Origin of the sequence: Streptomyces stoeckheimensis (assembly GCF_045822005.1) — a bacterium.
GTDB lineage: Bacteria > Actinomycetota > Actinomycetes > Streptomycetales > Streptomycetaceae > Streptomyces > Streptomyces stoeckheimensis.
Genome location: NZ_CP169550.1, coordinates 6,949,517 through 6,972,376 on the forward strand (window position 1 = coordinate 6,949,517; position 22,860 = coordinate 6,972,376).

At 71.1% G+C, this 22,860-nt stretch carries 17 protein-coding genes; 8 read left to right on the plus strand and 9 right to left on the minus strand.

Annotated features, from left to right (window positions below; translation table 11 throughout):
• The first annotated feature begins 297 nt into the window (after nt 1-297).
• The 4 genes from ACE1OC_RS31490 (at nt 298) to ACE1OC_RS31505 (ending at nt 3,787) form a co-directional block, all read left to right on the plus strand.
• Nucleotides 298-1,179 (plus strand): S1 family peptidase, encoded by an 882-nt coding sequence (locus ACE1OC_RS31490; RefSeq protein WP_407839843.1) that lies wholly within the window; start codon nt 298-300, stop codon nt 1,177-1,179.
• A 147-nt stretch (nt 1,180-1,326) separates the two neighbouring features.
• Entirely contained in the window at nt 1,327-2,169 is an 843-nt protein-coding gene (locus ACE1OC_RS31495) for a DUF1684 domain-containing protein (RefSeq protein ID WP_407839844.1), read from the plus strand.
• 198 nt (nt 2,170-2,367) lie between these two features.
• Nucleotides 2,368-3,192 (plus strand): S1 family peptidase, encoded by an 825-nt coding sequence (locus ACE1OC_RS31500; protein WP_407841735.1) that lies wholly within the window; start codon nt 2,368-2,370, stop codon nt 3,190-3,192.
• A 115-nt stretch (nt 3,193-3,307) separates the two neighbouring features.
• A complete protein-coding gene (locus tag ACE1OC_RS31505; RefSeq protein ID WP_407839845.1) occupies nt 3,308-3,787 on the plus strand; it encodes a hypothetical protein in 480 nt (159 codons plus the stop codon).
• Nucleotides 3,788-3,807: 20 nt separating this feature from the next.
• Here the strand turns inward: ACE1OC_RS31505 and ACE1OC_RS31510 are convergent, their stop codons facing one another.
• The 7 genes from ACE1OC_RS31510 to ACE1OC_RS31540 form a co-directional block, all read right to left on the minus strand.
• Nucleotides 3,808-4,704: a DUF4231 domain-containing protein gene (locus ACE1OC_RS31510; RefSeq protein ID WP_407839846.1), complete on the minus strand. Its 897-nt coding sequence runs from the start codon at nt 4,702-4,704 to the stop codon at nt 3,808-3,810.
• Nucleotides 4,705-4,797: 93 nt separating this feature from the next.
• Nucleotides 4,798-8,814: an FxSxx-COOH system tetratricopeptide repeat protein gene (gene fxsT, locus ACE1OC_RS31515; protein WP_407839847.1), complete on the minus strand. Its 4,017-nt coding sequence runs from the start codon at nt 8,812-8,814 to the stop codon at nt 4,798-4,800.
• The gene (locus ACE1OC_RS31520; protein WP_407841736.1) at nt 8,798-10,228 is read right to left on the minus strand and encodes a TIR-like protein FxsC; all 1,431 of its coding nucleotides are present in this window, start codon (nt 10,226-10,228) and stop codon (nt 8,798-8,800) included. The genes fxsT and ACE1OC_RS31520 overlap by 17 nt, the downstream gene beginning before the upstream one ends.
• 43 nt (nt 10,229-10,271) lie before the next feature.
• Nucleotides 10,272-11,009, minus strand: a complete 738-nt coding sequence (locus ACE1OC_RS31525) for an aminoglycoside N(3)-acetyltransferase (protein ID WP_407841737.1) — start codon at nt 11,007-11,009, stop codon at nt 10,272-10,274.
• Nucleotides 11,010-11,122: 113 nt separating this feature from the next.
• A complete protein-coding gene (fxsBH, locus tag ACE1OC_RS31530; protein WP_407839848.1) occupies nt 11,123-13,405 on the minus strand; it encodes a radical SAM/SPASM protein FxsBH, inactivated beta-hydroxylase extension form in 2,283 nt (760 codons plus the stop codon).
• 29 nt (nt 13,406-13,434) lie between these two features.
• A complete protein-coding gene (gene fxsA, locus ACE1OC_RS31535; protein WP_382974126.1) occupies nt 13,435-13,599 on the minus strand; it encodes an FxSxx-COOH cyclophane-containing RiPP peptide in 165 nt (54 codons plus the stop codon).
• 252 nt (nt 13,600-13,851) lie between these two features.
• On the minus strand, nt 13,852-14,754 hold the full coding sequence (locus ACE1OC_RS31540; RefSeq protein ID WP_274552621.1) for an alpha/beta fold hydrolase: 903 nt from the start codon (nt 14,752-14,754) through the stop codon (nt 13,852-13,854).
• A 300-nt stretch (nt 14,755-15,054) separates the two neighbouring features.
• Between ACE1OC_RS31540 and adhE the strand changes: the two genes are divergently transcribed.
• Nucleotides 15,055-17,691 carry a bifunctional acetaldehyde-CoA/alcohol dehydrogenase gene (gene adhE / locus ACE1OC_RS31545; protein ID WP_407839849.1) on the plus strand — a complete coding sequence of 879 codons (2,637 nt, stop codon included), beginning with the start codon at nt 15,055-15,057 and terminating at the stop codon, nt 17,689-17,691.
• Nucleotides 17,692-17,786: 95 nt separating this feature from the next.
• On the opposite strand, the gene ACE1OC_RS31550 is transcribed toward adhE, so the two are convergent.
• Nucleotides 17,787-18,533, minus strand: a complete 747-nt coding sequence (locus ACE1OC_RS31550) for a VOC family protein (protein ID WP_407839850.1) — start codon at nt 18,531-18,533, stop codon at nt 17,787-17,789.
• Nucleotides 18,534-18,634: 101 nt separating this feature from the next.
• Nucleotides 18,635-19,192, minus strand: a complete 558-nt coding sequence (locus ACE1OC_RS31555) for a TetR/AcrR family transcriptional regulator (RefSeq protein ID WP_407841738.1) — start codon at nt 19,190-19,192, stop codon at nt 18,635-18,637.
• 234 nt (nt 19,193-19,426) lie between these two features.
• On the opposite strand from ACE1OC_RS31555, the gene ACE1OC_RS31560 reads away from it, so the two are divergent.
• The 3 genes from ACE1OC_RS31560 to ACE1OC_RS31570 all read left to right on the plus strand — a co-directional run bounded on the left by ACE1OC_RS31560 (nt 19,427) and on the right by ACE1OC_RS31570 (nt 22,849).
• On the plus strand, nt 19,427-20,824 hold the full coding sequence (locus ACE1OC_RS31560; RefSeq protein WP_407839851.1) for a purine-cytosine permease family protein: 1,398 nt from the start codon (nt 19,427-19,429) through the stop codon (nt 20,822-20,824).
• Between the two features lie 143 nt (nt 20,825-20,967).
• Complete coding sequence (locus tag ACE1OC_RS31565; protein ID WP_407839852.1) at nt 20,968-22,620, plus strand: amidohydrolase; 1,653 nt, start codon at nt 20,968-20,970, stop codon at nt 22,618-22,620.
• 151 nt (nt 22,621-22,771) lie between these two features.
• The gene (locus tag ACE1OC_RS31570; RefSeq protein ID WP_407841739.1) at nt 22,772-22,849 is read left to right on the plus strand and encodes a putative leader peptide; all 78 of its coding nucleotides are present in this window, start codon (nt 22,772-22,774) and stop codon (nt 22,847-22,849) included.
• The last annotated feature ends 11 nt before the right edge of the window (nt 22,850-22,860 follow it).

Consider the following 22,860-nt stretch of genomic DNA (forward strand, 5'->3'; position numbering starts at 1 on the left):
CGGCCATCGATAGGTTGGGGCGATTTCCAGCCGTTCCGGGGATCGCTGTGCACCGGCTGGCGGCACGGCCTGGGCTGCGGCAAGGGAGCACTTCGGCCGAGGTGGTCCACGCGGAGCGAACAGTGGCCGGAAGTAGCCCTTGCCTCGCGTGCCGGTCGCCGGAAAACCTTCGATAGCATTTACGGGGTTTGTCAGGGGCACGGCGAACGGCGTCATGCCGGCCGCGGTCTCTGATGACTGAACAAGCTCGGGCACCGCACCTGCCCCGGGCTTCGATTTCCTTCGGGAGGACAATAAGTGACGATCAAGCGCATCTTCCGTTCCCGGCTCACTGCCGCGGCCGTCGGTCTGACCGCCGTGGCCACCCTCGCGGGTCCCGCGACGGCGGCAGAAGCCCCGAGCGGCAGCAGCGTCAACGCCCAGCGCTTCGCCGCGGTGGAGGCCTCGCTCATGCGGGTCGACGTCGCCGGCACGGCGTGGGGTCAGGACCCCACGACGGGGGCCATCGTGGTCACGGCGGACTCCACCGTCTCGGACGCGAACATAGAGAAGATCAAGAAGGAGGTCGGGGCGGACGCCTCGGCGGTGCGCGTCGAGCGGACCCACGGCAAGCTGAAGCCGCTGATCAGTGGTGGTGACGGCATCTGGACCACGTCGTGGCGCTGCTCGCTCGGCTTCAACGTGCGCAAGGGCAGCACGTACTACGCCCTGACCGCGGGTCACTGCGTCAAGGGTGCCGGCACCTGGTACGCCAACTCGTCGCGGACCACCAAGGTCGGTCCGGGCGTCAGCGGCAGCTTCCCGGGCAACGACTACGGTCTCATCCGTCACGACAACGCCCTCAAGAAGTACGGCAGCGTCGGCAGCCAGGACATCAGCAGCGCCATGAACGCCACCGTGGGTCTGAACGTGAAGCGCCGCGGCTACACCACCGGTATCCGCAGCGGCAAGGTGACCGGCCTGAACTTCAGCGTGAACTACGGCGCCGACGGGATCGTGCACGGTCTCATCCGGACCAACGTCTGCGCCGAGGGCGGCGACAGTGGCGGCCCGCTCTACTCGGGCACCCGCGCGGTCGGCCTCACCTCCGGTGGCAACGGCAACTGCACCACGGGTGGGACCACCTACTTCCAGCCCGTCAAGGAAGTCCTCTCCCGCTATGGCGTGAGCCTGTACTAAGCCATACGCACCCCGCTTCACCGCTTAGTCGCTGGACCCCCTCCCGCCTGCCGGGTGGGGGTCCAGTGCGTTGGTGTATGCGTGCGTTCGTGGCCATTGGCGGGCCTTTCGGTTTCCGGCCCGGCCGGTGTGGAAGGGTTGAGCGGCATGAGCGCTGACGCAGAAGATCCGGTCGCCGCCTGGAAGCGGTGGCACGAGCATCGGGTGGACACCGTGTCCGCCCCCTACGGGCCGCTCGCACTGACCGGCACCCTCCCCCAGACTCCGTCCGGGGGGACCCCCGGGCTCGCCGATTACCCGGAAGGTCGAATTCCGGCCGTTCCGGGGCACTGGCGGGCCACCGCCGGAGGCGTGACCCTGACCGCGGGGCCGCAGGACGGGATCACCCTGGACGGCGAGCCCCTCGCCGGCGCCGCCGAGCTGGCCGCCGACGAGGCCCCGCCCTCGCACGCCCGGCTCGCCGCCGGGGAGGTACGGCTCGTCGTGATCCGGCGCGAAGGGGAATGGGCGGTCCGCGTGTTCGACCCGGGCGCACCGGGCCGCGCGGCCTTCACCGGGATCGAGGCCACGCCGTACGACCCGGCGTACGCGGTGCCCGGGCACTTCGCCCCGTACGGGGAGGACCGGACGGTCCAGGTCGAGAACGTCGACGGGCGGACGCGCGGGCTCGGCCTGGGCGGCGAGCTGAGCTTCTCCTTCGCGGGCGCCCGGCACGCGCTGCGGGTCGCGGTGGACGAGGAGGACGGCAGTCTCTGGGCGGTCATCGGCGATGCCACCGGCGGCCGTTCCAGCTACCGCTTCCGCTTCCTCAAGCCCGGAATCCCGGCCGCCGACGGCTCCGTCACCGTGGACCTCAACCGGGTCCAGCTCCCGCCGTGCGCCTTCGCGGACCACTTCGTGTGCACCTTCCCCCCGCCGGGCAACACCCTGCCGTTCGAGATCGCGGCGGGCGAGAGGCGGCTGAAAGGCGCCCTTGCTAGCGGTATCTGACACCAGGAGACTCCCGTCAGCGTCTCTCGGGGCTTGTCAGGGGCACGTCGAACGGCATCCTGTTCCGCCGTGCCCCCGGCCGCCCTCCACGGGCTCCGGCACCACCCACCCCGCCGGGCCTCCGATCCCCACTCGGGAGGACGACAAGTGACGATCAAGACCATCATCCGTTCCAGGCTCTTCGCCGTGGCCACCGGCATGGCCGCCGTGGCCGCCCTCGCGGGGCCCACGGCCGCGCATGCCGACGGCGGCTTCAGCGCCGACCGGCTCGCCTCCGCCGGCGCCTCGGTCCTGCGCGCCGACGTCGCCGGCACCGCCTGGCACACCGACCCCGCCTCCGGCAAACTCGTGGTCACCGCCGACTCCACCGTCTCGGCCGCCGACATCGCCAGGATCCGCAGCGAGGCCGGAGTGAACGCGGCCGCCCTGCGCATCGAGCGCACCCCCGGCAAGCTGAGGAAGCTGCTCAGCGGCGGCGACGCCAAGTACGCCTCAGGCTGGCGCTGTTCGGTCGGCTTCAACGTGCGCAGCGGAAGCACCTACTACGTACTCACCGCCGGCCACTGCACCGACGGCGCGGGCACCTGGTGGACCAACTCCGCCCGCACCACCGTCATCGGCCCGACGGTGGGCTCCAGCTTCCCGAACAACGACTACGGACTCATCCGCTACGACAACGCCTCGGTCTCCCACCCCGGGACCGTCGGCAACCAGGACATCACCAGCGCCATCAACGCCACCAACGGCCTGGCCGTCACCCGGCGCGGCTCCACCACCGGTACCCACAGCGGCACGGTGACCGGGCTCAACGCCACCGTGAACTACGGCGGCGGCGACGTCGTCTACGGGATGATCCGGACCAACGTCTGCGCCGAGCCCGGCGACAGCGGCGGCCCGCTCTACTCCGGCACCCGCGCGGTCGGCCTCACCTCCGGCGGCAGCGGCAACTGCTCCTCGGGCGGCACCACGTTCTTCCAGCCCGTCGTCGAGGCGCTCAACGCGTACGGCGTGAGCGTGTACTAGCCCGCTCCGGGGCCGCGCCACGGACCCGTGCGCCCCCGCCGCACCCCTGGACGTCCTCCCGCCTTCTGGGAGGATGTCCAGGGCGTTCGTGTCCACGGGGGGAGCGGGTTTCTGCATGAAGCGAATCGGCGTGACCGGGCACCGGTCGATTCCGGACGAGCTGCTCGGCCATGTGGAGGAGGGCCTGCGGGCCGTACTCGGGGGCCACGAAGGGCCGTTGGAGGCCCTCTCCAGCCTCGCCGAAGGAGCGGACCAGCTGTTCGCCGCCATCGCGCTGGAATACGGCGCCGACCTCACCGTGGTCATCCCCAGCGGGGACTACGAGGAGGGCTTCGAGGAGACCGGCGCGCTGGACCGGTACCTGGGGCTCAAGCGCCGGGCCGCCCAGGAGATCCGGATGGACTTCGCCCGCTCCACCGACGAGGCCTACTACGCGGCCGGCACCTACATAGCCGACTCCTGCGACCGCCTCGTCGCCGTCTGGGACGGCCTGCCCGCCCGGGGGCACGGCGGCACCGCCGAGATCGTCGCCTACGCCCGCGCGCTCGGGAAACCCGTCACCGTGATCTGGCGGGAGGGCGTGGCCCGGGACTGAGGCCACGCCCGCCCGGCGGGTCAACTGCTGTGCCGGGCCAGCCAGTCCGTGTGCTGCGGGGACACGTACCGCTCGGTCTCGTAGACCGAGCTCGGCCACTGCGTCTCGGTGATCGTCGTCTGCATCACGACCATCATCGCGGAGAGGTCCTGCTCGATCAGGGTGTGCGCCTCGATCAGCGGGTGGTGGCGCCGCACCTCGTTCCAGGCGATCCCGGCCGTCGCCGCCGCGCTCAGCAGCCCGGTCAGCGCCGGCCCCGGACCCGAACCGAACGCCCCGAAGAGGGCGAACAGCAGCGCCAGCAGGGTCAGCAGCACGATCGACCACGACCACAGGGCCGTGGCCCGCCGGGACACCTCCGTCTTGCGCTGGTACCAGTTGCGCTGCTCGATCAGCCGGTCCCGGACGTACGTCTCCCTGCGGACCTGGTAGTCGAGCCCCCGCAGCCGGAACATCGCACCGGTGATCTCCCCGCCCTCCGGCACCAGACCGGCGGTCCGCGGATCCTCCCAGCCCATCTTCCGCAGTTCGTTCAGTCCCGCCTCCAGGCGGGTCCGGTACGTCTCCTCGACGCCCGGGACGTCGCTGCCGAAGGGCGCGCCGTGGACGGCGTACCGCCAGGCCAGCGATTTGATGAACTCAGCGGCACTGCGGTTGAGTTGCCACTGCGGGCGGGCTCGGCGCCGGGTGGCCCGTACGCCCACGCCCAGCACCCCGGCGTAGGCGAGCACGCTCAGGAGCCCGGACAGGTACGCGGAGCCCACCTTGGGCCCCTCGGGCAGTGCGGCGATCGAGGCGGCCACGACGAGCAGCATCAGCTGGGCGCGGGTGGCCTGGGTGGACTCCCGCTGCCGGGAGATCGCCGCCTGGTCGGTGTGGTGGAAGAGGGCCGGCAGGTCCTCGTTGCGAAAGGTCATGCTGTCACTCACAGCGAACCCCCCAGTCTGCTGTTCTTCTGCGTCTATAGGGGAGGTGCGGGGGCGGCGCCCGGCGGGAGCCGCCCCCGCGGATCACACCGCCAGGGGCTCCAGGTCCCGGTGGACCCGGCGCTCGTCGCGCGCGTACCGGGTCAGCCCGTGGTCCTCGCCGAGCAGCCGGGTCAGCTCGGCCACCGCCTCGGCCCGTACCCGGTTCGCCTCCTCCTTGCGGCCCATCATGTCCAGGCTGACCGCCATGTTGGAGGCGCTCGCCAGGGTTTCCGGATGGTGCACGCCCAGCGCCTCGCGCAGCCGCATCACCGATATCCGCTCCAGCTCCAGGGCGCCCTCCGGATCGCCCAGGTCGGCCCGGGCGTTGGCCAGGTTGAGGTTGGCGAAGATGGTGTGCGGGTGGTTGTCGCCCAGCACCTCGCGCATGTGCCGGATGGTCTGGCGCAGCATCGTCTCGGCGGTGTCCGCCGCCCCCGTGCCCCAGTGGAACACCGCGAGGTTGTTGACGGCGGCCAGGGTGTACGGGTGCCGCTCGCCCGGCACCTTGACGTACTCGTCCACCACCTCCTGGGCCAGGTCCCGGGCCCCGCCCGGGTCCCCGGTCGCGAACAGGTCCGCGGCCAGGTTCAGTTCGCAGGCCAGGAGGTCCGGGTTGACCGAGGTGTACTTGGCCCGGTACCGGTTGCGGGTCGCCGTGGTCAGCCGCAGCGCGTCCTCCACGTCGCCCGCCCTGCGCAGCGAGACCGCGAGGTTCTTGGCCGCCGACAGGGTGCCGGGGAAGGCCCGGCCCAGGGTCCGCTTGTAGATCTCGTACGTCCGGCTCAGCAGCTGCACCGAGTCGTCGTACCGGCCCACCTCGCGCAGGTCGCGCGCCAGGTTCTGCGCCGAGGACAGGGTGTACGGGTGGTCCGTGCCCAGGACCTCCGTGCGCCGGTCGAAGACCTCCTGGTCGATCTCCCTGGCCCGCGCGTACTGTCCGATCATGCGCAGGTTCAGCGCCAGGTTGTTCGCCGCGGCCAGGGTCCGTGGATGGGCCTCGTGGAAGATCTGCCCGAAGCCCTCGTGCGCGGCGTTGGCCAGCTCCATCGCCTCGCCGTAGCGGCCCAGCGCCCCCAGGTCCATCGCGAGACCGCTGGTGGTCATGTACGTGTGCGGGTGCGAGACGCCCAGCGCCGCCTGCTGGCGCTCCAGCGTGCCCTCGTCCAGCTCCATCGCCTCCACGAACCGGCCCTGCGAGCGCAGGATGTTGGAGAGGTGGAAGCGCAGGTAAAGGTACTGGAGGTCGTCGCCGCCCAGGGTCTCGCGCCAGGTCTCGCGCAGCTCCTCGCCCAGCGCGTACGCGGCCTTGAAGTCGCCGCGCTTCCAGAGGTAGCGGACGCGGTCGATCAGCAGCCGGCGGGTCTCCGGCTCCTTGCAGAACCGGGCCTCCGACGGGGTCAGGTGCGGCCAGATGGTGTTGAACCGCGGCCAGGTCTCCGGGTTGTCTATCGGCTCGTCGTCGTCCGGCCGGGCACCCGCCAGGATCCGGTGCACCGCGTGCCGGGCCTCGCGCTGCTCCTCCTCGGAGAGCTGTGCCCGGATCACGGCCTGCACCAGGCGGTGCACCTGGATGCTGTTGCTGACCTGGTCGACCTTGGCGAGCGCGAACCGGCCGATCTCCCTGATGACGCGGCCCAGGACGAGCTTCTCCTGGAGGGAGGAGTCGTACGGCTTGAGGGCGTCGATCATCTCCTTGCTGTAGAGCAGGTTCGCCGAGATCGGCTCGGGCGCGAAGAAGGCGCAGAGCTGGAGCAGCCGCACGGCCGCGGGGGAGCGGGACTGGAGCCGTTCTATGGACACGTTCCAGGTGGCGGCCACCGGCTCCGGGTAGCCGGGCGGCTGGTTCAGCGCCAGCACGCGGGCGGCCTGCTGGGCCAGTTGCTCGATGTACGCGGACACCGGGGTCGCGGTCTCCGCGATCCAGGCGCCCGCCTGCTCGACGGCCAGCGGCAGGTCGCCGACGGCGACGGCCACCTGCTCGGCGTCCTCCTTGCTCAGCCCGGGGGCCCGGCGCTGGAGGTGCTCGATGGACTCCTCGCGCAGGAACACGTCCACCGGGAGGGCGTCGCCGTACTGGGACCAGGACTGGTTGCGGGAGGTGACCAGCACGTGCCCCGGGCCGCCCGGCGGGAAGTACCGCTTGAGCGTCTCGGGATCGTCGGCGTTGTCGAAGACCAGCAGCCAGCGCGAGGAGGGAACCCCGCGCCGCAGCAGGTCGATCGCCTCCTGGGAGGCGGCCGACATGTCCTCGCCGGTCTGCGCGCCGAGCCGTACGGCCAGTTCCGCGAGGGCCGCGACCACGTCGTCCGTCTGCTCGGCGGAGATCCACCAGACCAGGTCGTAGTCGGCCATGAACCGGTGCACGTACTCCAGCGCCACCTGGGTCTTGCCCACGCCGCCGAGCCCGAACAGGGTCTGCGGCTGCGGCAGCACCACGGATATGCCGCCGCCGAGCTGGTCGCGCATCCGCTCCAGGACGATGGAGCGGCCGGTGAAACCGGGGTTGCGGGGCGGCGCGTTCCAGATCTTCGGGACCGTCCCCGGGAAGCGGGGGCCGGGCGCGGAGGCGCTGGCGACGGTGTCGGGCAGCGCCATCGGCCGTTCCACCGCGCGCAGCAGCGCGGTCGTGGCGTGCACCTCGTCGAGGCGGAACAGGTCCACCGGATTGCGGTCGATGTACGGGGTGGACAGGCGTACGTCGCCCACCCGCAGCGGCACCAGCTGGCGGCGGCCCCCGGTCGGGTCCTCGGCTGCGGCCCGCTCCCACACGTCCACCGCGCGGGCGGACTTGAGGTAGGCGCTGGAGAGCAGCACCACGGTCCGCGCGGCGGTGTCGACGCTGATCCCGGATCCGCCCAGGGTGTCCCCGCCGGCGGTGGCCGGGGTCCGTTCGGCGGAGACGTCCCGGGGGACGACCCGGAAGCCGGCCCGGGTGAGCACCGATTCGATCCAGTCGGCCCACATGCGGTTCTCGGCGACGTAGGAGAGGAAGAGGTCCGCGGGCAGGGCGGGGCGGCGCCGGGTGAAGGCGTCCCGGATGCGCAGGCGCACCTCCTCGCCGATGGCGGGCATCGAGGTGACGTCGCCCTCGGTGACGACGGTGGTGAGCCGTTCGAAGGCGGAGAGCAGGGAGTTGGTGAGCCCGGCCTCGTCCCCGAAGGTGGCCAGGGTCTCCTCGTAGGCGTAGTAGGGGCGGTACGGGATCTCCACCGCGCCCCAGTAGGAGGTGAGGTCGTCCCCGATCAGGCCGTTGGGGAAGCGGTCGAACTTGATCCGGGCCAGGGCGCGGCCGGCGTCGGCCTTCTCCTTCTCGCCCTCGTCGATGCGCATCGGGACCGGGTAGATCTTGATGCCGCGGTCGTTGAACCGCTCGTCGATCTGCCGGGCGACCGAGGCCGCGCCGTCGATGGACTGGTCGGACAGGGTGAAGCAGTCGACCAGGACGTCGGGCAGGTGGACCGTGCAGATGTCGGCTATGTCGGAGAGGCCGGTGCGGCTGTCGATCAGGACGTAGTCGTAGTTCCGCTTCATGTCCGCCCGTAAGGCGTCGAAGAAGAGCCCGCCGCCGAGCCGGTCGTAGAAGTTGTCCCAGTCGAAGGTGGAGACGGTCGCGGAGTACTCGCGGTTCTGCCTGCCCGCCGAGACGAAGTCGAGGGTCCCGCCGTCGGGGAACTCCCAGCCGAGGGTCTCGGGGGTGAGCGAGACGGCGTGCGGCTGGATCCGCGCGTAGTCCTTGTGCCAGTCGTCGGCGCGCTGCACCGGGCTGGTGGCCGCCCACGCGTACTCGCTGATCAGGTCGATGACACCGGTGGTGGCGCCGAGGGTGGAGGGGTCCAGGAAGGGGTGGAAGAAGCGGTGCAGGCCGGGAGCCTCCAGGTCCCAGTCCACGGCGAGGACCCGCTTGCCGTTGGCGGCGAGGATCCAGGCGGTGTTGGCGAGGGCCATCGTGCGCCCGGTGCCGCCCTTGTAGGAGTAGAAGGTGACGATGCGTCCCTCGCGGTGCTCGTCACTGCTGCTGTGCTGGCTGTCACGACTCTGGCTGTCACGACTCGCTGTCATCCGCGTCCCCCCGGTCGTTGTCGTTGTTTGCGTCGGGCCTGCCGGGCCTGCCGGGCCTGCCCGTCCCGTCGCCCGGATCGCCCGCCGTGGGCGGGAAGGGGGCGGGCGGTGGGGCCGGAGGCCCGTTCATCCCCATCGGACCGAGCAGCCGGGGCCGTTCGGTGCCGGCCGCGGGGCTGCCTGCCGGCGGATAGACCTGGGCGTGTCTGAGGAACTGCTGGGCGGCGGCCTCCACCACCTGCGGCAGGATCTGCCCGAGCGTCTCCATGTTGGCCACGCCGTTGGCGGCGGCCCGGCAGGCGGCCCGGCCCTGGCTCATCTTGACGGGCATGGTGTCCTCGAGCCGGTGGGCCAGCTCGCTCTCCTTGGCGCGGCTCTGGTGGTCGTACCGGTTCCACGGCACCACCACGTTGATCCACGGCCGGGACTCCAGGTCGAAGGCGGCGAGGCGCTGGCGGCGCTGCTCGTCCTCCACCGCCCACCGGTCCACGATGAGGATCTCGGGCCGGGTCGGCGGCTGTTTGGAGTCGAAGTGCCCTGCTTCGTCGTCGAACGACCCCACCGACGTCTGGTAGTTGAGGTTGCGGACCAGGTCCTCGGCGACGTAGGCGATGGGCCGCTGCGAGACCGGGTGGTACGGGTTCCAGTCCAGCGCGCTGTCCCCGTAGTACTCGGGGCTGCGGCCCTCGGGCAGATCGTGCCGGGACGCGGCGGCCACGGTCACGTGCAGGGTGCGCGCGGTGCTGCTGGGGGTGCCGTTCGGAGAGCCGAAGGCGCTGGGCACGAGGCGGTAGTCGAGCGGCCGGATCGGATCGAGCCGGACGGTTTCGGCGACCCGGACGATCCGCTTGGCGAGTTCGTACACGGCGCTCTCGTACTGCTCGGCGTAGCCCCGCAGTTTGATCAGTCCGTAGAGCCCGTCGGTGACGTACCGCTCGCCGAAGGTGTTGTGGTTGAACTGCAATCGCTCTGCGGGAAGCGGTAGTTGGGAGGGCGGTACCGGTACCCATAACGCGGGCACGATGGCCTCGGCCGGCTGATTGCTGAGCGCCACGTGGTGGATGGTGCGCTGCGCGAAGGCGAACCACTCCTTCCCGCACATTTCGCTGGCGAAGTAGCGCGGCGAGAACAGGGGGACGAAGACCCGGCAGGTGGCGAGCGCCGCCCCGAGCCGTTCCGACCAGCCCTCACCGCTGCGTATCTCCCGGTCCATGAAGCCGGCCTCGGCTCCCGCGGGCAGATTCGTCAATGCCATGACATGACTGCAGAGATCGCGGAAAAGCCGCTCCACCCACATGTCCGGGTCCGGTCCTCCCGCCCCGAACCTCGGTGTATGCGCATAACTGAGAAAAAAGTACGGCTGCACTGATGCGGGCACACGACCCCCGTCCCGAAGATGCGAGCGAAGAAACATCATTCCGGAGCTGCTCCGCCACATCCCCTCATCGTTCAGTCAATCAGCGTCTGTTTTCGGTCATCCATTCAAGTGCGTGATCGACGGCATGCGGAAGGGCGAAGAGCATGGTCGATGCCCCGCCGATCCGCCCCCGGCGTATCCCCTCTTCCGGGAACGTCCTGCCGATCTCGGCGAAATCGCTGTCATCCAGCGCGATGTCCTCGTACGCGGTCCACCCTTCCCGCTTCGGCCCTTCAGGCTGCCCCCCTGAAGACCCCGGATGGTTCACCTTCACCACACACTCGTACATGCGCAAGGGGGGCTTCGGAATTCGATACTCCGCGAGATGGAAAGCGGTACAGACGGAAAATCCCACATTGATCATGAGTACCTTCCACCCCTCCCCGCACATCTTTCCCAGGGGGGATTCCTCGCCCAAATGGCTGGTCAGCGGATGTCCCGCGCACAGGTCCCGGGCGCCTTCGCCGACCGCGGAGAAGGAGGTCTGCGGATGCCCGCTGCGCGCCGCTCCCGGGGCGGTGCGCACGGCTTCGGCGAGGACCCCCATGCCGTGGCTCGGGGTGTGCACGGGGTCGAAGGCGGGCATGCGTGCGCGGAAGGCCCGTACGCCCTCCTCGGTGAGGCCGGCGATCCGTGCCAGGTGCGCGGTGGAGGTCTTCGAGTTCTGCGGGGTGAAGGCCGGCGCCGCGAGGGTGCCGCCCGGACCGACGGCGGCCCGGAGGGCGTCGCGCAGCTCCTCGGCGCGCAGACCGGTGCCGCCGAGCGAGGCGTGCACCAGGAGGCGCGTGCCGGGGCGGACACCGAGCGCGTGGAGGGGGCCGGCCAGGGCGTCGGGGCCGTCGCCTTCGGGGCCGGGCCGAGGGGGGCGGTCCCCGGGGCCCGGCGGGCCCGTCACGCGTCGACCGCCTTCAGTTCCCAGCGGAGCTGCTCCACGAGCCGCTTCCCGGTGCTCGTCAGCTCCGCCGCCCCCGACAGCCGGTCCAGCGCCCGGTTGATCCGGTCCAGCCCGCCCGGTTCGGCGGTGTCGGTCGCCCGCCGGTAGGCCTCCACGGCCACCCGCTCGTGGACGTCGGCCAGCAGCCGGGACACCGGGACCGGGCGCTCCCGCCACGGCGAGGGGTGCTGCCATTCCCCGTCCAGCGCGTACAGGTCGGCCACCTCGGTCAGCGCCTGGAGGCCCGCCCGCCGCCGCCCGGTGAGCAGTGCGAGCGCGGTCTCCGCCACCCCCGCCGCGTACGGCACTCCGAGCGCGCCCGGAGCGTGCCGCCCGGCCTCGCCCCAGCCGCGGGCCCGGGGGCCGCCCGCGAGGGGCGTCAGGGTGGTCAGCCCGGTGGCGGCGGCCCGCGCGAACTCGGGCACCGAGGCGTGCAGCAGGGCCCACGCCGCGTCGAGGCGCTCGCGCCACTCCTCGGCCTCCCCGGCGCCGAGCCGCAGCCGGGGCGGGCGGGCGAAGCAGTTGCGGTGCGGATCCAGGTCCTCCAGTGCCACCGGGACCGCGTCCGGCCCCGGCGACCAGGTGCGTACGGGCTGCCAGCGAGCGTCGCCCGCCGCCGGACCGAAGCGGTGCTCGGGGCGCCCCTCCTCGCGGACGGCGTACCCGCCGTCGGCGGCGTGCAGGGTGGCGCGGCCCTCGGTGCCGGGCTCGCCCAGGCGCAGCAGGCCCAGCGTCGGCAGGTACACCTCGCCGTCCCGGTAGACGACCTCGGCGGGCAGGTCGAGCCCGCCGCGCAGCACGGCGGCGGCGGCCAGCGCGGTCAGCCGGCGGGCCGCCCGGGGCGCGCCCGGGCCCTCCTGCCCGGGGTCGAGGCAGGCCATGACCCAGGTCCGGGTGAAGGGGTGGGCCAGTACGGCGTCCAGCGCGTCCGCGCCCGCCCGCCCGGCCCGCTCCACGGCGCCCAGCACCCGCCAGGCCCGCTCCCAGTCGGAATCACCCGTGCGGCGGTCGTTCAAGAGGGCGAGCAGGTCCCGGGTCAGCTGCTCCTGGGAGCCGGCCAGCTCGGCCGGGTCGGACAGTTCCGGTGCGCTCGCGCGGGCACTCGTACGCCCCTCCACGCCGTCGACGAGCTCGCGCAGGTCGGTGCAGTAGACGGAGGGGTTGTCGAAGTTCCCGGGGGCTTCCGAGCCGGACGGCTCGTCGGAACCGGCCTTGTAGCGGTGCGTGTAGAGCCCGCCTCCGCACGAACGTACGACGGGGCACCGGCGGCACGTGTCGCTGACGCCCGCCAGTCCCAACTGGCGCGCTCGGACCCCGGGATGGGCCGCGACCAGGTCGAAGGCATGGTCGAAGACGTTGAACCCGGTGGCGGCGGCGCCTTCGAAGGCGCTTTTGAGGGAGTCGACTTGTTCCAGGTTCCCGTCGGTTTCCACCACGACGAGATCGGTGGGCGCGAGACCGAGGGACTCGGTGAGGCTGGGGCCGCCGGCCAGGGTGGAGAACAGCGAGTCGAAGAGCCGTACGGGGACCGGGCGGCCGCGGCGGTCCCAGTGGTCGAAGACCCGCAGCAGCCAGCGCGCGTAGGCGTCGGGGGCCTCGTCGGGGCGGACCGGGGGCGTCTGCCAGGTGGCGTGCGGGAGGAGGAAGTCCACGCGCGGCGGCGCCAGTTCGACGAGTGCGTCGAGGACGGCCACCGGATCGTTGGCCACGTCGATGGTGCAGAGCAGGCCCTGGTAGAGGTGGCGGTAGGGCTCGGTGCGCAGGAGGTCCACGGCGGCCAGGACCAGGGGGTGGCTGGTGCGCCCGTCGGCGAAGCGCCGGTGGCGGTCGTTGGCCGCGCGGTCCCCGTCGAGGGAGACGCTCACGCTGACGCCGAACTCCGCGAAGAGGTCCAGGTAACGGCGGCTGAGCTGCAGGCCGTTGGTGTGCATGCGCAGGTCAAGGGCGGCGATGCCGTCGAGGGCGCGGGTGAATTCCTCGCACACGAGCCGGAGCCGGGCGGTGCCCGCGAGAAGCGGTTCCCCTCCGTGAAGGATGACCGTGACGGAGGGGAGTGCGTGTGTCCTTGCGTGTTCGGCGAGACGTGACGCGGTCTGGGCGATCACCTCGGGGGAGATCACTTTCGGCCGGGCACGCCAGCTCTGATCTGCGTGTTCGTAGACATAGCAATGATCACAAGCGAGATCGCATCTGCTGTGAACTTTCAGGACGATCTCGCGAAAAGCGATCAGGCCGGTCATTCCACCAGTCTAGAGCGCCGACTTCCTCGTCAGAGTGCAGAGTTGAAGATGGGCGTCTGAACCTTTCGACCGGATTCCGTCGGGAGGACGCGACCCAGGCTCGCGGCCGCGCGCGCACCACGGACATCGATCCGGTCGAGCGGGACGCGGGTGGCCGTGACGGGGCTGGCCGGGTGGGTTGCGGAGGTGTTCATGACGCCGTCCTCGGGAAGGTCATGGGGAATGGGAGGGGGACAATGGCGAGGAGAGCCACTGTCTGGCGCGGACTTTACCTGCCCTTGTGCCCCACGGCTCGCTAAACCTGGACGCGGGTTCTCACAATGTGACCTCTCGGTCCAATGGGCGTGACGAACGATCACGCGCCCGTGGCATGGATGAACGAATTCCACGGACCCGCGCGCCGGGCGTTTACCCAAAGGCAAGATCCATTTCCCGCCGGCCCCCTCCTACGCCGGCTGCTGCTCGTTGACGGGAGGCGCGGGCACCTCCCTGAGCAGCCACGTCAGTACGTCGGGCAGGGCGCGCAGCGCCGCGAAGTGAGCGGCGGCCGGGTCGATGTTCGTGGTGGCGCCCGGGATGCGGCCGGCCAGCCAGCGGGAGTGGCCCACGGGGGAGAACACGTCGAGCTCCCCGTGCCAGATCAGCACCGGGCAGCGGATGTCCGCCGGGTCGAAGCCCCAGGGGCTACTGAAGGAGATGGCGTCGTCGATCCAGCCGTAGGCGGAGGTGCGGACCCCCTCGCGGTAGTTGCGCAGGAGCATGGCCCGCAGTCCCGCGTCCGCGACGATCATGCGGTCGCTGTCGGTGAGCTCGCGGCGCAGCTCGTCCAGGAGCCGGCCGGGGTCCTCGGCGATCCCGGCGGCGCGCGGGATCAGCCGGGCGGCGAGCTCCTCGGGGTCCCGGCCGGCGGTGGAGTGCTCCCGGATGTTCGAGGGGGACATGCCCTCGAACCAGTCCAGGTCCTCCGCGTCCCGGGGGGCCAGGGAGACCAGCGCGGCGGTCCGGGTGACCCGGTCGGGGAGCAGGGCGGCGCAGGCCAGCGCGCCGGGGGCGCCGCCGGAGCGGCCGGCCACGGCGAAGGTGTCCAGGCCCAGGGAGTCGGCGATGGCGGCCACCTCCGTGGCCACGTCGGCGACGGTGCGGCCCGGATGGCGGTCGGAGCCCCCGTAGCCGGGCCGGTCGTAGGCGATGAGCTGCATCCGGCGCTGGTAGAGGACCATGCCCCGGGGGGCGGGGCCCAGGCGGCTGCCGGGCATGCCGTGGAGCAGGAAAACGGGTTTTCCGTGCGGGTCGCCCCAGTGCTCCACCGTCAGATTCCGTCCGTCCGCGACGCGCACCTGACTGCGCACGCGCTCCCTCCCTCACGGTCGACGCGACTCGTCACGGTGATTGTGCTCGCTGGGGGAGGAGCGCGGTAGGGCGCACTTCGCCCGAAATTCTTGTGAAAGTTTTCACAAGCGCACAGGGGTCTTAGGTCCCGGGATGTTTGCCCAGGTCAGATGGGTGATGGAGAGAGGGTGAACAGGTGTGAACGGCCCTTCGGCCCGGTGGATAAGGGCTTTTTCGGCGGCGCGGCTTCCGCTTTTGGGTGTCGAATTGAGTCATCAGGAAAGCGGTTCAGGTTGAGTCGAAATGAAGGAGTTCCTGCCATGCAGGCGAACGAGATGGTGGATGGACTGGTCCAGGGGGCGCTCAAGGCGCTCGACCAGTTCTCGTCGTTCAACCAGGAGCAGGTCGACCACATCGTCAAGAAGGCCTCGCTGGCCGCGCTGAGCCAGCACGGCGAGCTCGCCCAGCTGGCGGTCGAGGAGACCGGTCGCGGCCTCTTCGAGGACAAGGCCGTCAAGAACCTCTTCGCCTGTGAGCACGTCGTGAACTCGATGCGCGGGCTCAAGACCGCCGGCGTCATCCGCCGCGACGAGCTGAACGGCATCACGGAGATCGCCGAGCCCGTCGGCGTCGTCTGCGCGATGACCCCGGTCACCAACCCGACCTCCACCACGATCTTCAAGGCCCTGATCGCCCTGAAGACCCGCAACCCGATCATCTTCGCCTTCCACCCCTCCGCGCAGAACTGCTCGGCCGAGGCCGCCCGCATCGTCCGCGACGCCGCGGTCGCCGCCGGCGCCCCCGAGAACTGCGTCCAGTGGGTCACGGCCCCCTCCATGGAGGCCACCGGCGCCCTCATGAACCACCCGGGCGTCTCCACCATCCTCGCGACCGGCGGAAACGCCATGGTCAAGGCCGCCTACTCGTGCGGCAAGCCGGCCCTGGGCGTCGGCGCGGGCAACGTCCCGGCGTACGTCCACAAGAGCGCCAAGCTCGGCCGCGCCATCCACGACATCGTGCTCTCCAAGGCCTTCGACAACGGCATGATCTGCGCCTCCGAGCAGGCCGTCATCCTCGACACCGAGATCTACGAAGCGGGCCTCGCCGAGTTCAAGCGGCTCGGCGCCCACGTGGTCTCCGCCGCCGAGAAGACCAAGCTGGAGCAGTTCGTCTTCGGCACCACCGCCTACGCGGCCGACACCAACGGCGCCAAGCTGAACCCGGCGGTCGTCGGCAAGTCCCCGCAGTGGATCGCCGAGCAGGCCGGCTTCACCGTCCCGGCCGACGCCTCGATCCTCCTCGCGGAGTGCAACGAGGTCGGCGAGAACGAGCCGCTGACCCGCGAGAAGCTGTCCCCGATCCTGGCCGCCCTGAAGGCCTCGGACACCGATCACGGCCTCGAACTGGCCGCAGCGATGGTCGAGTTCCACGGACTGGGCCACAGCGCCGCCATCCACGCCGAGGACGAGGAGCTCGTCGAGGAGTTCGGCAAGAAGGTCAAGGCGATCCGCGTCATCGCCAACTCGCCCTCCACCTTCGGCGGCATCGGCGACGTCTACAACGCCTTCCTCCCCTCGCTCACCCTGGGCTGCGGCTCGTACGGACACAACTCGGTGTCGAACAACGTCACCGCGGTCAACCTGATCAACGTCAAGCGGATCGGACGGCGCAACACCAACATGCAGTGGTTCAAGGTCCCGCCGAAGATCTACTTCGAGCGCAACTCCATCCGCTACCTCGGTGAGATGGACGGCATCAGCCGCGTCTCGATCGTCACCGACAAGACGATGGTCTCCATCGGCTTCGTGCAGAAGGTCGTCGACATCCTGCAGGCCCGAGAGGGCGCCGTGTCGATCCAGATCATCGACAACGTCGAGCCCAACCCGGAGCTCTCCACCGTCCAGGCCGGCGCCGCGATGATGCGCGACTTCAAGCCCGACACGATCATCGGCCTCGGCGGCGGCTCGCCGATGGACGCCGCGAAGATCATGTGGCTGATGTACGAGCGCCCGGAGGTCGAGTTCGCCGACACGAAGGAGAAGTTCTTCGACGTCCGCAAGCGCGCCTACAAGTTCCCCTCGCTCGGCGAGAAGGCCAAGATGGTCGCCATCCCGACCACCTCGGGCACGGGCTCCGAGGTCACCCCGTTCGCCGTCATCTCCGACCCGGCCGCGGCCCAGAAGTACCCGCTCGCCGACTACGCGCTGACCCCGAACGTCGCCATCGTCGACCCGATGCTGCCGATGGGCCTCCCGCCCAAGGTGACCGCCGACTCCGGCTTCGACGCCCTGACGCACGCCACCGAGGCCTACGTCTCCGCGTACTCGAACGACTACACCGACGGCCTGTGCCTCCAGGCCATCAAGCTCATCTTCGAAAACCTGCAGCGCTGCGTGGTCGACGGTCCGAACGACCCCGAGGCCCGCGAGAAGATGCACAACGCCTCCACGGTGGCGGGCATGGCCTTCGCCAACGCCTTCCTGGGCATGGTCCACGCCATGGCGCACACCCTGGGCAACACCTTCCACGTCGCCCACGGACGCACCAACGCGCTGCTCCTGCCCCACGTGATCCGCCACAACGGCACGGTCACCCACAAGGCCACCCCGTGGCCCAAGGCCGAGATCTACCGGGCGCCGGAGCGCTTCCAGGAGATCGCGAAGATGCTGGGCCTGCCGGCCGCCACGGCCGCCGAGGGCGTCGAGTCCTACGCCAAGGCCGTCGAGGAGCTCCGCAGCAAGTGCGGGATCACCTCCTCCTTCGCCGAGGAGGGCGTGGACGAGCAGGCCTTCATCGAAGCCCTGCCGACCCAGGCCATGAACGCCTACGCCGACCAGTGCGCCCCCGCCAACCCGCGGATGCCGATGATCGACGACCTGAAGCAGCTGATGCGCCAGGCGTACTACGGCAACGCCGAGGGCGCCCCGGCCAAGAAGGCCGCCGCCAAGAAGAAGTAACCCTTCTTCTCCTCCCAAGAACCTCCGCTAAGGAGCGGAAGAGCCCGCCCGGGACGCTAAGGCCCGGGCGGGCTTTCCACATGTCCATGGTTCCGTCATCGGGGCAGTTGCAGGGCGAACTCGTTGCCGTCGGGGTCGAGCATCAGCATCCTGTCGCCGCCGCCCTCGCGGGTGGCGGCGTCCGTGGCGGTGGCGGTGGCGGCGCGCTTCGCGCCGAGGGAGACCAGGCGCTCGATCTCCGCCCTGCCGTCCGCGCCGGCGGGGAGCGCCAGCTCGAAGTACAGCCTGTTCGTGCCCGTCTGCGGTGCGACCGGAGGGCCACCCCACGTGATCTTCGTACCGCCGTTCGGCGACTGGATCGCGGTCTCCTGGTCCTGGTCCCAGACCAGCGGCCACCTCAGCGCCGCGCTCCAGAAGTACCCGACCTCCTGCGTGCCGTCGCAGGCCAGCGCTCCGATGGCGCCGGTGTCGGCGAGGAACGCGTTGCCCGCCTCGATGACGCAGAACTCGTTGCCGTCGGGATCGGCGAGCACCACGTGCCCGTCTTCCGGGAGTTGGCCCACGTCGATGTGGTTCGCGCCGAGTTCCAGCGCCCGGGCCACCGTCTGCCGCTGTCCCTCCGGGGAGGCGCTGGTGAGGTCGAAGTGCGCCCGGTTCTGGACGGTCTTCGGCTCATGGCCCGGCAGGAAGCGGATGCGGAATCCGGCGGCATCGGGAGGCAGGATCGCGGCGCCGTGGCCGGGAGCGTCGGCCAGTCCCCAGCCGAGGACCCCGGACCAGAACCGTGCGAGGTCCGACGGGTGGGTCGCGTTGAAGCAGATCGCGAACAGTTGGCTGGTCATATCCGGTGCGTCTCCGATCCATGCGCGGTCACTGCCGCGCCTCGCCCGCTTGGCGGGCGCAGCCTAAGAGGGCCCTGCGACCCCCGCATCCGGTTTTCCGCTCACAGGTGCGGGATCAGCAGGGCCGCGGCCGAGCGGGCGCGCTCCAGGGAGGTGGCCCGGTCGGCGCCGCGCTCGCCCAGCACCACCCGGGTGCTCAGCCCGTCCAGCAGCGCCAGCAGCTCCGAGGCCCGGGCGGGGACGTCCAGGCCGGCGGCGAAGCGGCCCTGTTCCACCCCCTTGGCGAGGAGCGTCTCCAGGTCCCGCTGCCAGCCGTCGTCGATCTCCTGCTGGGCGGCGCGCAGCGGCTCGTTCGAGGGGATGCGGGCCCACAGCTCGATCCAGAGCGTCCAGCGCGGATCGCGGGGGCCGCGGGGCAGGTAGAGCTCCAGGAAGAGCGCGAGCTTGCGGTGGGCGGCGACCCGGCGGGCCAGCAATTCGGTGCGCTCTTCGGTCAGCTGGCGTTCGCTCCAGTGCAGGGCGGCCAGCAGCAGCCGGTCCTTGCTGCCGAAGTAGTACAGGATGTGGCCGCCGCTGGTGCCGAGCCGTTCGGCGAGCGCGGACATGGTGAGCGTCGCCAGCCCGTCCTCGGCGATCGCCGTCATGGCCTCTTCCAGCATCCGCTCCTGGGTGATCCGCCCGTCGCGCCGCCGTGCCGCTCCCGCTGCCACGTGTGCCGCCTTCCCGGCCTTCGCCGCCTTCCCGATCTTCGTGGGCCGACCCTATCCCGGACAGGGTCTTGACGGGGTCCGGGTCGGGGGCGCATCTTGAATGCCATTCAAGAACTTAGAACGCCGTTCAAGATTGCTGCGGCGGTTCGACAGGTCACCGGGACGAAGGTCAGGGGCAGGCGCATGGCACAGCAGGAGACGACGGCCGACGTCGACGAGGTCTTCAGAGTCGAGACGCACGGCATCGACCCCATCCCCGACGCCGAGCGGCACGGCGGGGCCAAGGACCTCTTCTGGCTCTGGTTCGGTTCGAACCTGACCTTCACCTACGTGATCAACGGAGCCCTCGCCGTCGCCTTCGGCCTGAGCTTCTGGCAGGCCACCGCCGTGGTCGTGCTCAGCGGCCTGTCCTTCTTCGCGATCAGCGCCGCCGGCCTCAGCGGCATCCGCACCGGCACCGCCACCCTGGTCGTCTCCCGAGCCGCCTTCGGCGTACGGGGCAACTGGCCGGCCGGCGTCCTCAACTGGGTGGTGAGCATCGGCTACACCATCGTCAACACCGTCGTCGGCACCCTGGCGCTGGAGGTCTTCTTCGCCGAGATCGGCCTGGGCGAAGGCACCCTGGTCCGGGCCGTCGCGCTCGGCATCACCCTCGCCCTCACCTTCGCCGTCGCCATGTGGGGGCACGCCACGGTGCAGTTCGCCGAGCGCTGGATGGCCTACGTCCTGGCCGTCGGCTTCGGCGCCCTGCTGGTCTTCGTCCTGCCCGGCACCGAGACCACCGCCCCGGCCGACGCCCTGGCCCCGGGCCTGTCCGGCTGGAGCCTGGCCTTCGTCGTGATGCTCGCCGGACCCTTCTCGTACCTGCCGATGCCCGCCGACTACACCCGCTACCTGCCCCGCACCACCTCGCTGAAGTCGATCACCTGGATGGGTGCGCTCGGCGGGTTCGTCTCCTCCGTCGCCCTCGGGATCGCCGGCGTCGCCGCCGCCACCCAGACCGACATGACCGACGCCGTCGCCGGGGCCGAGAGCCTGCTGCCCGGCTGGTTCCAGCCGCTGTTCCTGGCCCTGGTGCTGGGCGGCTCCGTCACCAACTCGATCATCACGCTCTACTCCTCCAGCCTGAACCTCCAGGTCCTCGGCATCCCGTGGAGCCGGGCCCGGGCCATCGTGGTCAGCGCCGCCGTGACCGCCGCCGGATCGCTCGCCGCGCTCTTCCTCACCGACTTCACCACCTCGCTGCTGTCCTTCCTCTCCCTCCTGATCATCGTGTTCGCCCCCTGGGGCGGCGTCTTCCTCGCCGACATGCTGCTGCGCCGCTGCCGCTACGACTCCGACGCGCTGCACGCCGGGAGCGGGGGCGCCTACTGGTACCGCTCCGGCTACCACCCGGCCGGCATGACCGCCCTCCTCGCCGGCATGGCCTTCGCCGCCCTGACCTGCGACTCCGAGCTGTGGACCGGACCGCTCGTGGCCCCGCTCGGCGGCGCCGACCTCACCCTGCTCGGCTCGGTGGTCTCCGGGCTCACGTACTGGGCCCTCACCCGGCGGACGCCCGCCTACGTCGCGGCGGCCTAGGGCGGCTCTACCCCGGGGCCCCTCCCGGCCCCTCCGGCCCCTCCGGCCCCTCCCGGCTCTGTCCCGCCGCCTCCCGGCCGGCCTGAGCCCCCGTCTCCCGGCCGGCCCCTCCCCGTACCCCCTCTGCACAGGAGCACCACCCCATGTCGTACGCCGCCCCCGCCGATCTGCTCCTCACCGGAGCCCGCATCCACACCGTCGACCCCGAGCTGCCCGAGGCCGAAGCCCTCGCCGTGCGCGGCGGACGGATCGTCTGGGTCGGCCCCGACGCGGAGGCCGCCGACTGGGCGGGCCCGGACACCGAGCGGATCGATGCGGGCGGCCGGCTCGTGCTGCCGGGGTTCATCGACGCCCACAACCACGTCCGGCTCGGCTCCGACGACGCGTGCGTGCAGCTCGCCGGGGTGCGGACGCGCGAAGCGATCCTCGACAAGATCGGCGCGTGGCGGGAGGCCAACCCCGACGCCGAGTGGATCGAGGCCGAGGCCTTCGACTACTCCGCGATCCCCGGCGGCCGCATGCCCACCGCCGCCGACCTGGACCCGGTCACCGGGGACACCCCCGCGATCGTGCTCTCGTACGACGTCCACACGGCCTGGCTGAACACGGCGGCCATGCACCGGCTCGGCGTCGCGAAGGACCGTACCGACCTGCCCTTCGGCACGGCCGCCGTGGACCCGGAGACCGGAGAACCCACCGGGTTCGTCAAGGACTTCGCCATCAAGGGGCTCTCCCGCGACGGTCACCGCGCCCTGCGCGACCTGGGCGTGCCGTGGGCCTCCCCGGACCGCCAGTACGGGCGCCTCGCCAAGAGCCTCGACGATGCGATCCGCTTCGGCATCACCACCGTCGTGGAGCCGCAGAACTCCCTCGACGACCTGGAACTGTACGACCGGGCGCGCGCCGAGGGCCGGCTGCGCTCGCGGATCGTCGCCGCGCTGTTCCACCCGCGCGGGACGACCGAGGAGGACCTCGACCTCTTCGAGGCGGCGGCCAAGCTGCACGCGGGGGACCGCTTCCGGGTGGGCCCCCTCAAGCTCTACATCGACGACGTGGTGGAGCCGCGCACGGCCGCGCTGCTGGAGCCGTACACCGGCTGCGGAGCGCACCGGGGCGAGACCTTCTACCCGGCGGAGGAGTTCGCCGAGCTCCTCGCCCGGCTGGACGCGCGCGGGTTCCAGTGCTTCGTCCACGCCACGGGCGACCGGGGCATCCGTACCGTCCTCGACGCCGTCGAGCACGCACGGTCGGTGAACGGCCCGCGCGACGCCCGCCACCAGGTGGTGCACGTGGAATGCCTGGACCCCGAGGACGTGCCGCGCTTCGCGCAGCTCGGTGTGGTGGCCTGCATGCAGCCCCGGCACTGCGCGCCGGAGATCGCCGGTCCGGGCCAGGACTGGGCGGAGAACGTGGGGGAGGACCGCTGGCACAAGGCGTGGCCGATGCGGAGCCTCGCCGAGGCGGGCGCCGTCCTGGCCTTCTCCAGCGACTGGAACGTCGCCGAGATGGACCCGATGATCGGCATCTACACGGCACTGACCCGGCGCCCGCTGGACGGAGGCGCCCCCTGGCAGGAGCAGGAGACGGTGGACGCCCGGACGGCGGTGTACGGCTACACGATGGGCTCCGCGTACGCCAACTTCCTCGAGCAGGAGCGCGGTTCGCTCACGGTCGGCAAGGCGGCCGACTTCGTGATCCTGTCCCGGGACATCCTCGCGGTGGCCCCGGAACAGATCCCCGGCACGGTGGCCGAAACGGTGGTGGTGGCGGGCGAGGTGGTCCACCGGGCGGGGTAGGCCGGCGGAACCTTCCGCCCGGGCGGAGCCGACGGCGGGCGGGCGCTGCATGTAACGCGATCATGACCGGCGAACGAAAGCTCTGTGGCCGAACGGGGCTCACGGGCCAAGGGCGTTGTGGGGCCGAGCGGCCCGTGGCTAGCTTCGGTGCATGGCTCCGAGGGCTCCCGGTCTGACCAAGCGGCGTGCGATCGACTTCGTGCGCGTCGCCGGTGCGCTGTGTCGGTGAGCGGTCCATCG

What these genes read in the sequence shown, in the direction of transcription:
- ACE1OC_RS31495 (WP_407839844.1), top strand. Translation starts at nt 1,327, where the DNA reads ATGAGCGCTGACGCAGAAGATCCGGTCGCCGCCTGGAAGCGGTGGCAC.
- ACE1OC_RS31500 (WP_407841735.1), top strand. Translation starts at nt 2,368, where the DNA reads ATGGCCGCCGTGGCCGCCCTCGCGGGGCCCACGGCCGCGCATGCCGAC.
- ACE1OC_RS31505 (WP_407839845.1), top strand. Translation starts at nt 3,308, where the DNA reads ATGAAGCGAATCGGCGTGACCGGGCACCGGTCGATTCCGGACGAGCTG.
- ACE1OC_RS31510 (WP_407839846.1), bottom strand. Translation starts at nt 4,704, where the DNA reads ATGACCTTTCGCAACGAGGACCTGCCGGCCCTCTTCCACCACACCGAC.
- fxsT (WP_407839847.1), bottom strand. Translation starts at nt 8,814, where the DNA reads ATGACAGCGAGTCGTGACAGCCAGAGTCGTGACAGCCAGCACAGCAGC.
- ACE1OC_RS31520 (WP_407841736.1), bottom strand. Translation starts at nt 10,228, where the DNA reads ATGTTTCTTCGCTCGCATCTTCGGGACGGGGGTCGTGTGCCCGCATCA.
- fxsBH (WP_407839848.1), bottom strand. Translation starts at nt 13,405, where the DNA reads ATGACCGGCCTGATCGCTTTTCGCGAGATCGTCCTGAAAGTTCACAGC.
- fxsA (WP_382974126.1), bottom strand. Translation starts at nt 13,599, where the DNA reads ATGAACACCTCCGCAACCCACCCGGCCAGCCCCGTCACGGCCACCCGC.
- adhE (WP_407839849.1), top strand. Translation starts at nt 15,055, where the DNA reads ATGCAGGCGAACGAGATGGTGGATGGACTGGTCCAGGGGGCGCTCAAG.
- ACE1OC_RS31550 (WP_407839850.1), bottom strand. Translation starts at nt 18,533, where the DNA reads ATGACCAGCCAACTGTTCGCGATCTGCTTCAACGCGACCCACCCGTCG.
- ACE1OC_RS31555 (WP_407841738.1), bottom strand. Translation starts at nt 19,192, where the DNA reads ATGCTGGAAGAGGCCATGACGGCGATCGCCGAGGACGGGCTGGCGACG.
- ACE1OC_RS31560 (WP_407839851.1), top strand. Translation starts at nt 19,427, where the DNA reads ATGGCACAGCAGGAGACGACGGCCGACGTCGACGAGGTCTTCAGAGTC.
- ACE1OC_RS31565 (WP_407839852.1), top strand. Translation starts at nt 20,968, where the DNA reads ATGTCGTACGCCGCCCCCGCCGATCTGCTCCTCACCGGAGCCCGCATC.
- ACE1OC_RS31570 (WP_407841739.1), top strand. Translation starts at nt 22,772, where the DNA reads ATGGCTCCGAGGGCTCCCGGTCTGACCAAGCGGCGTGCGATCGACTTC.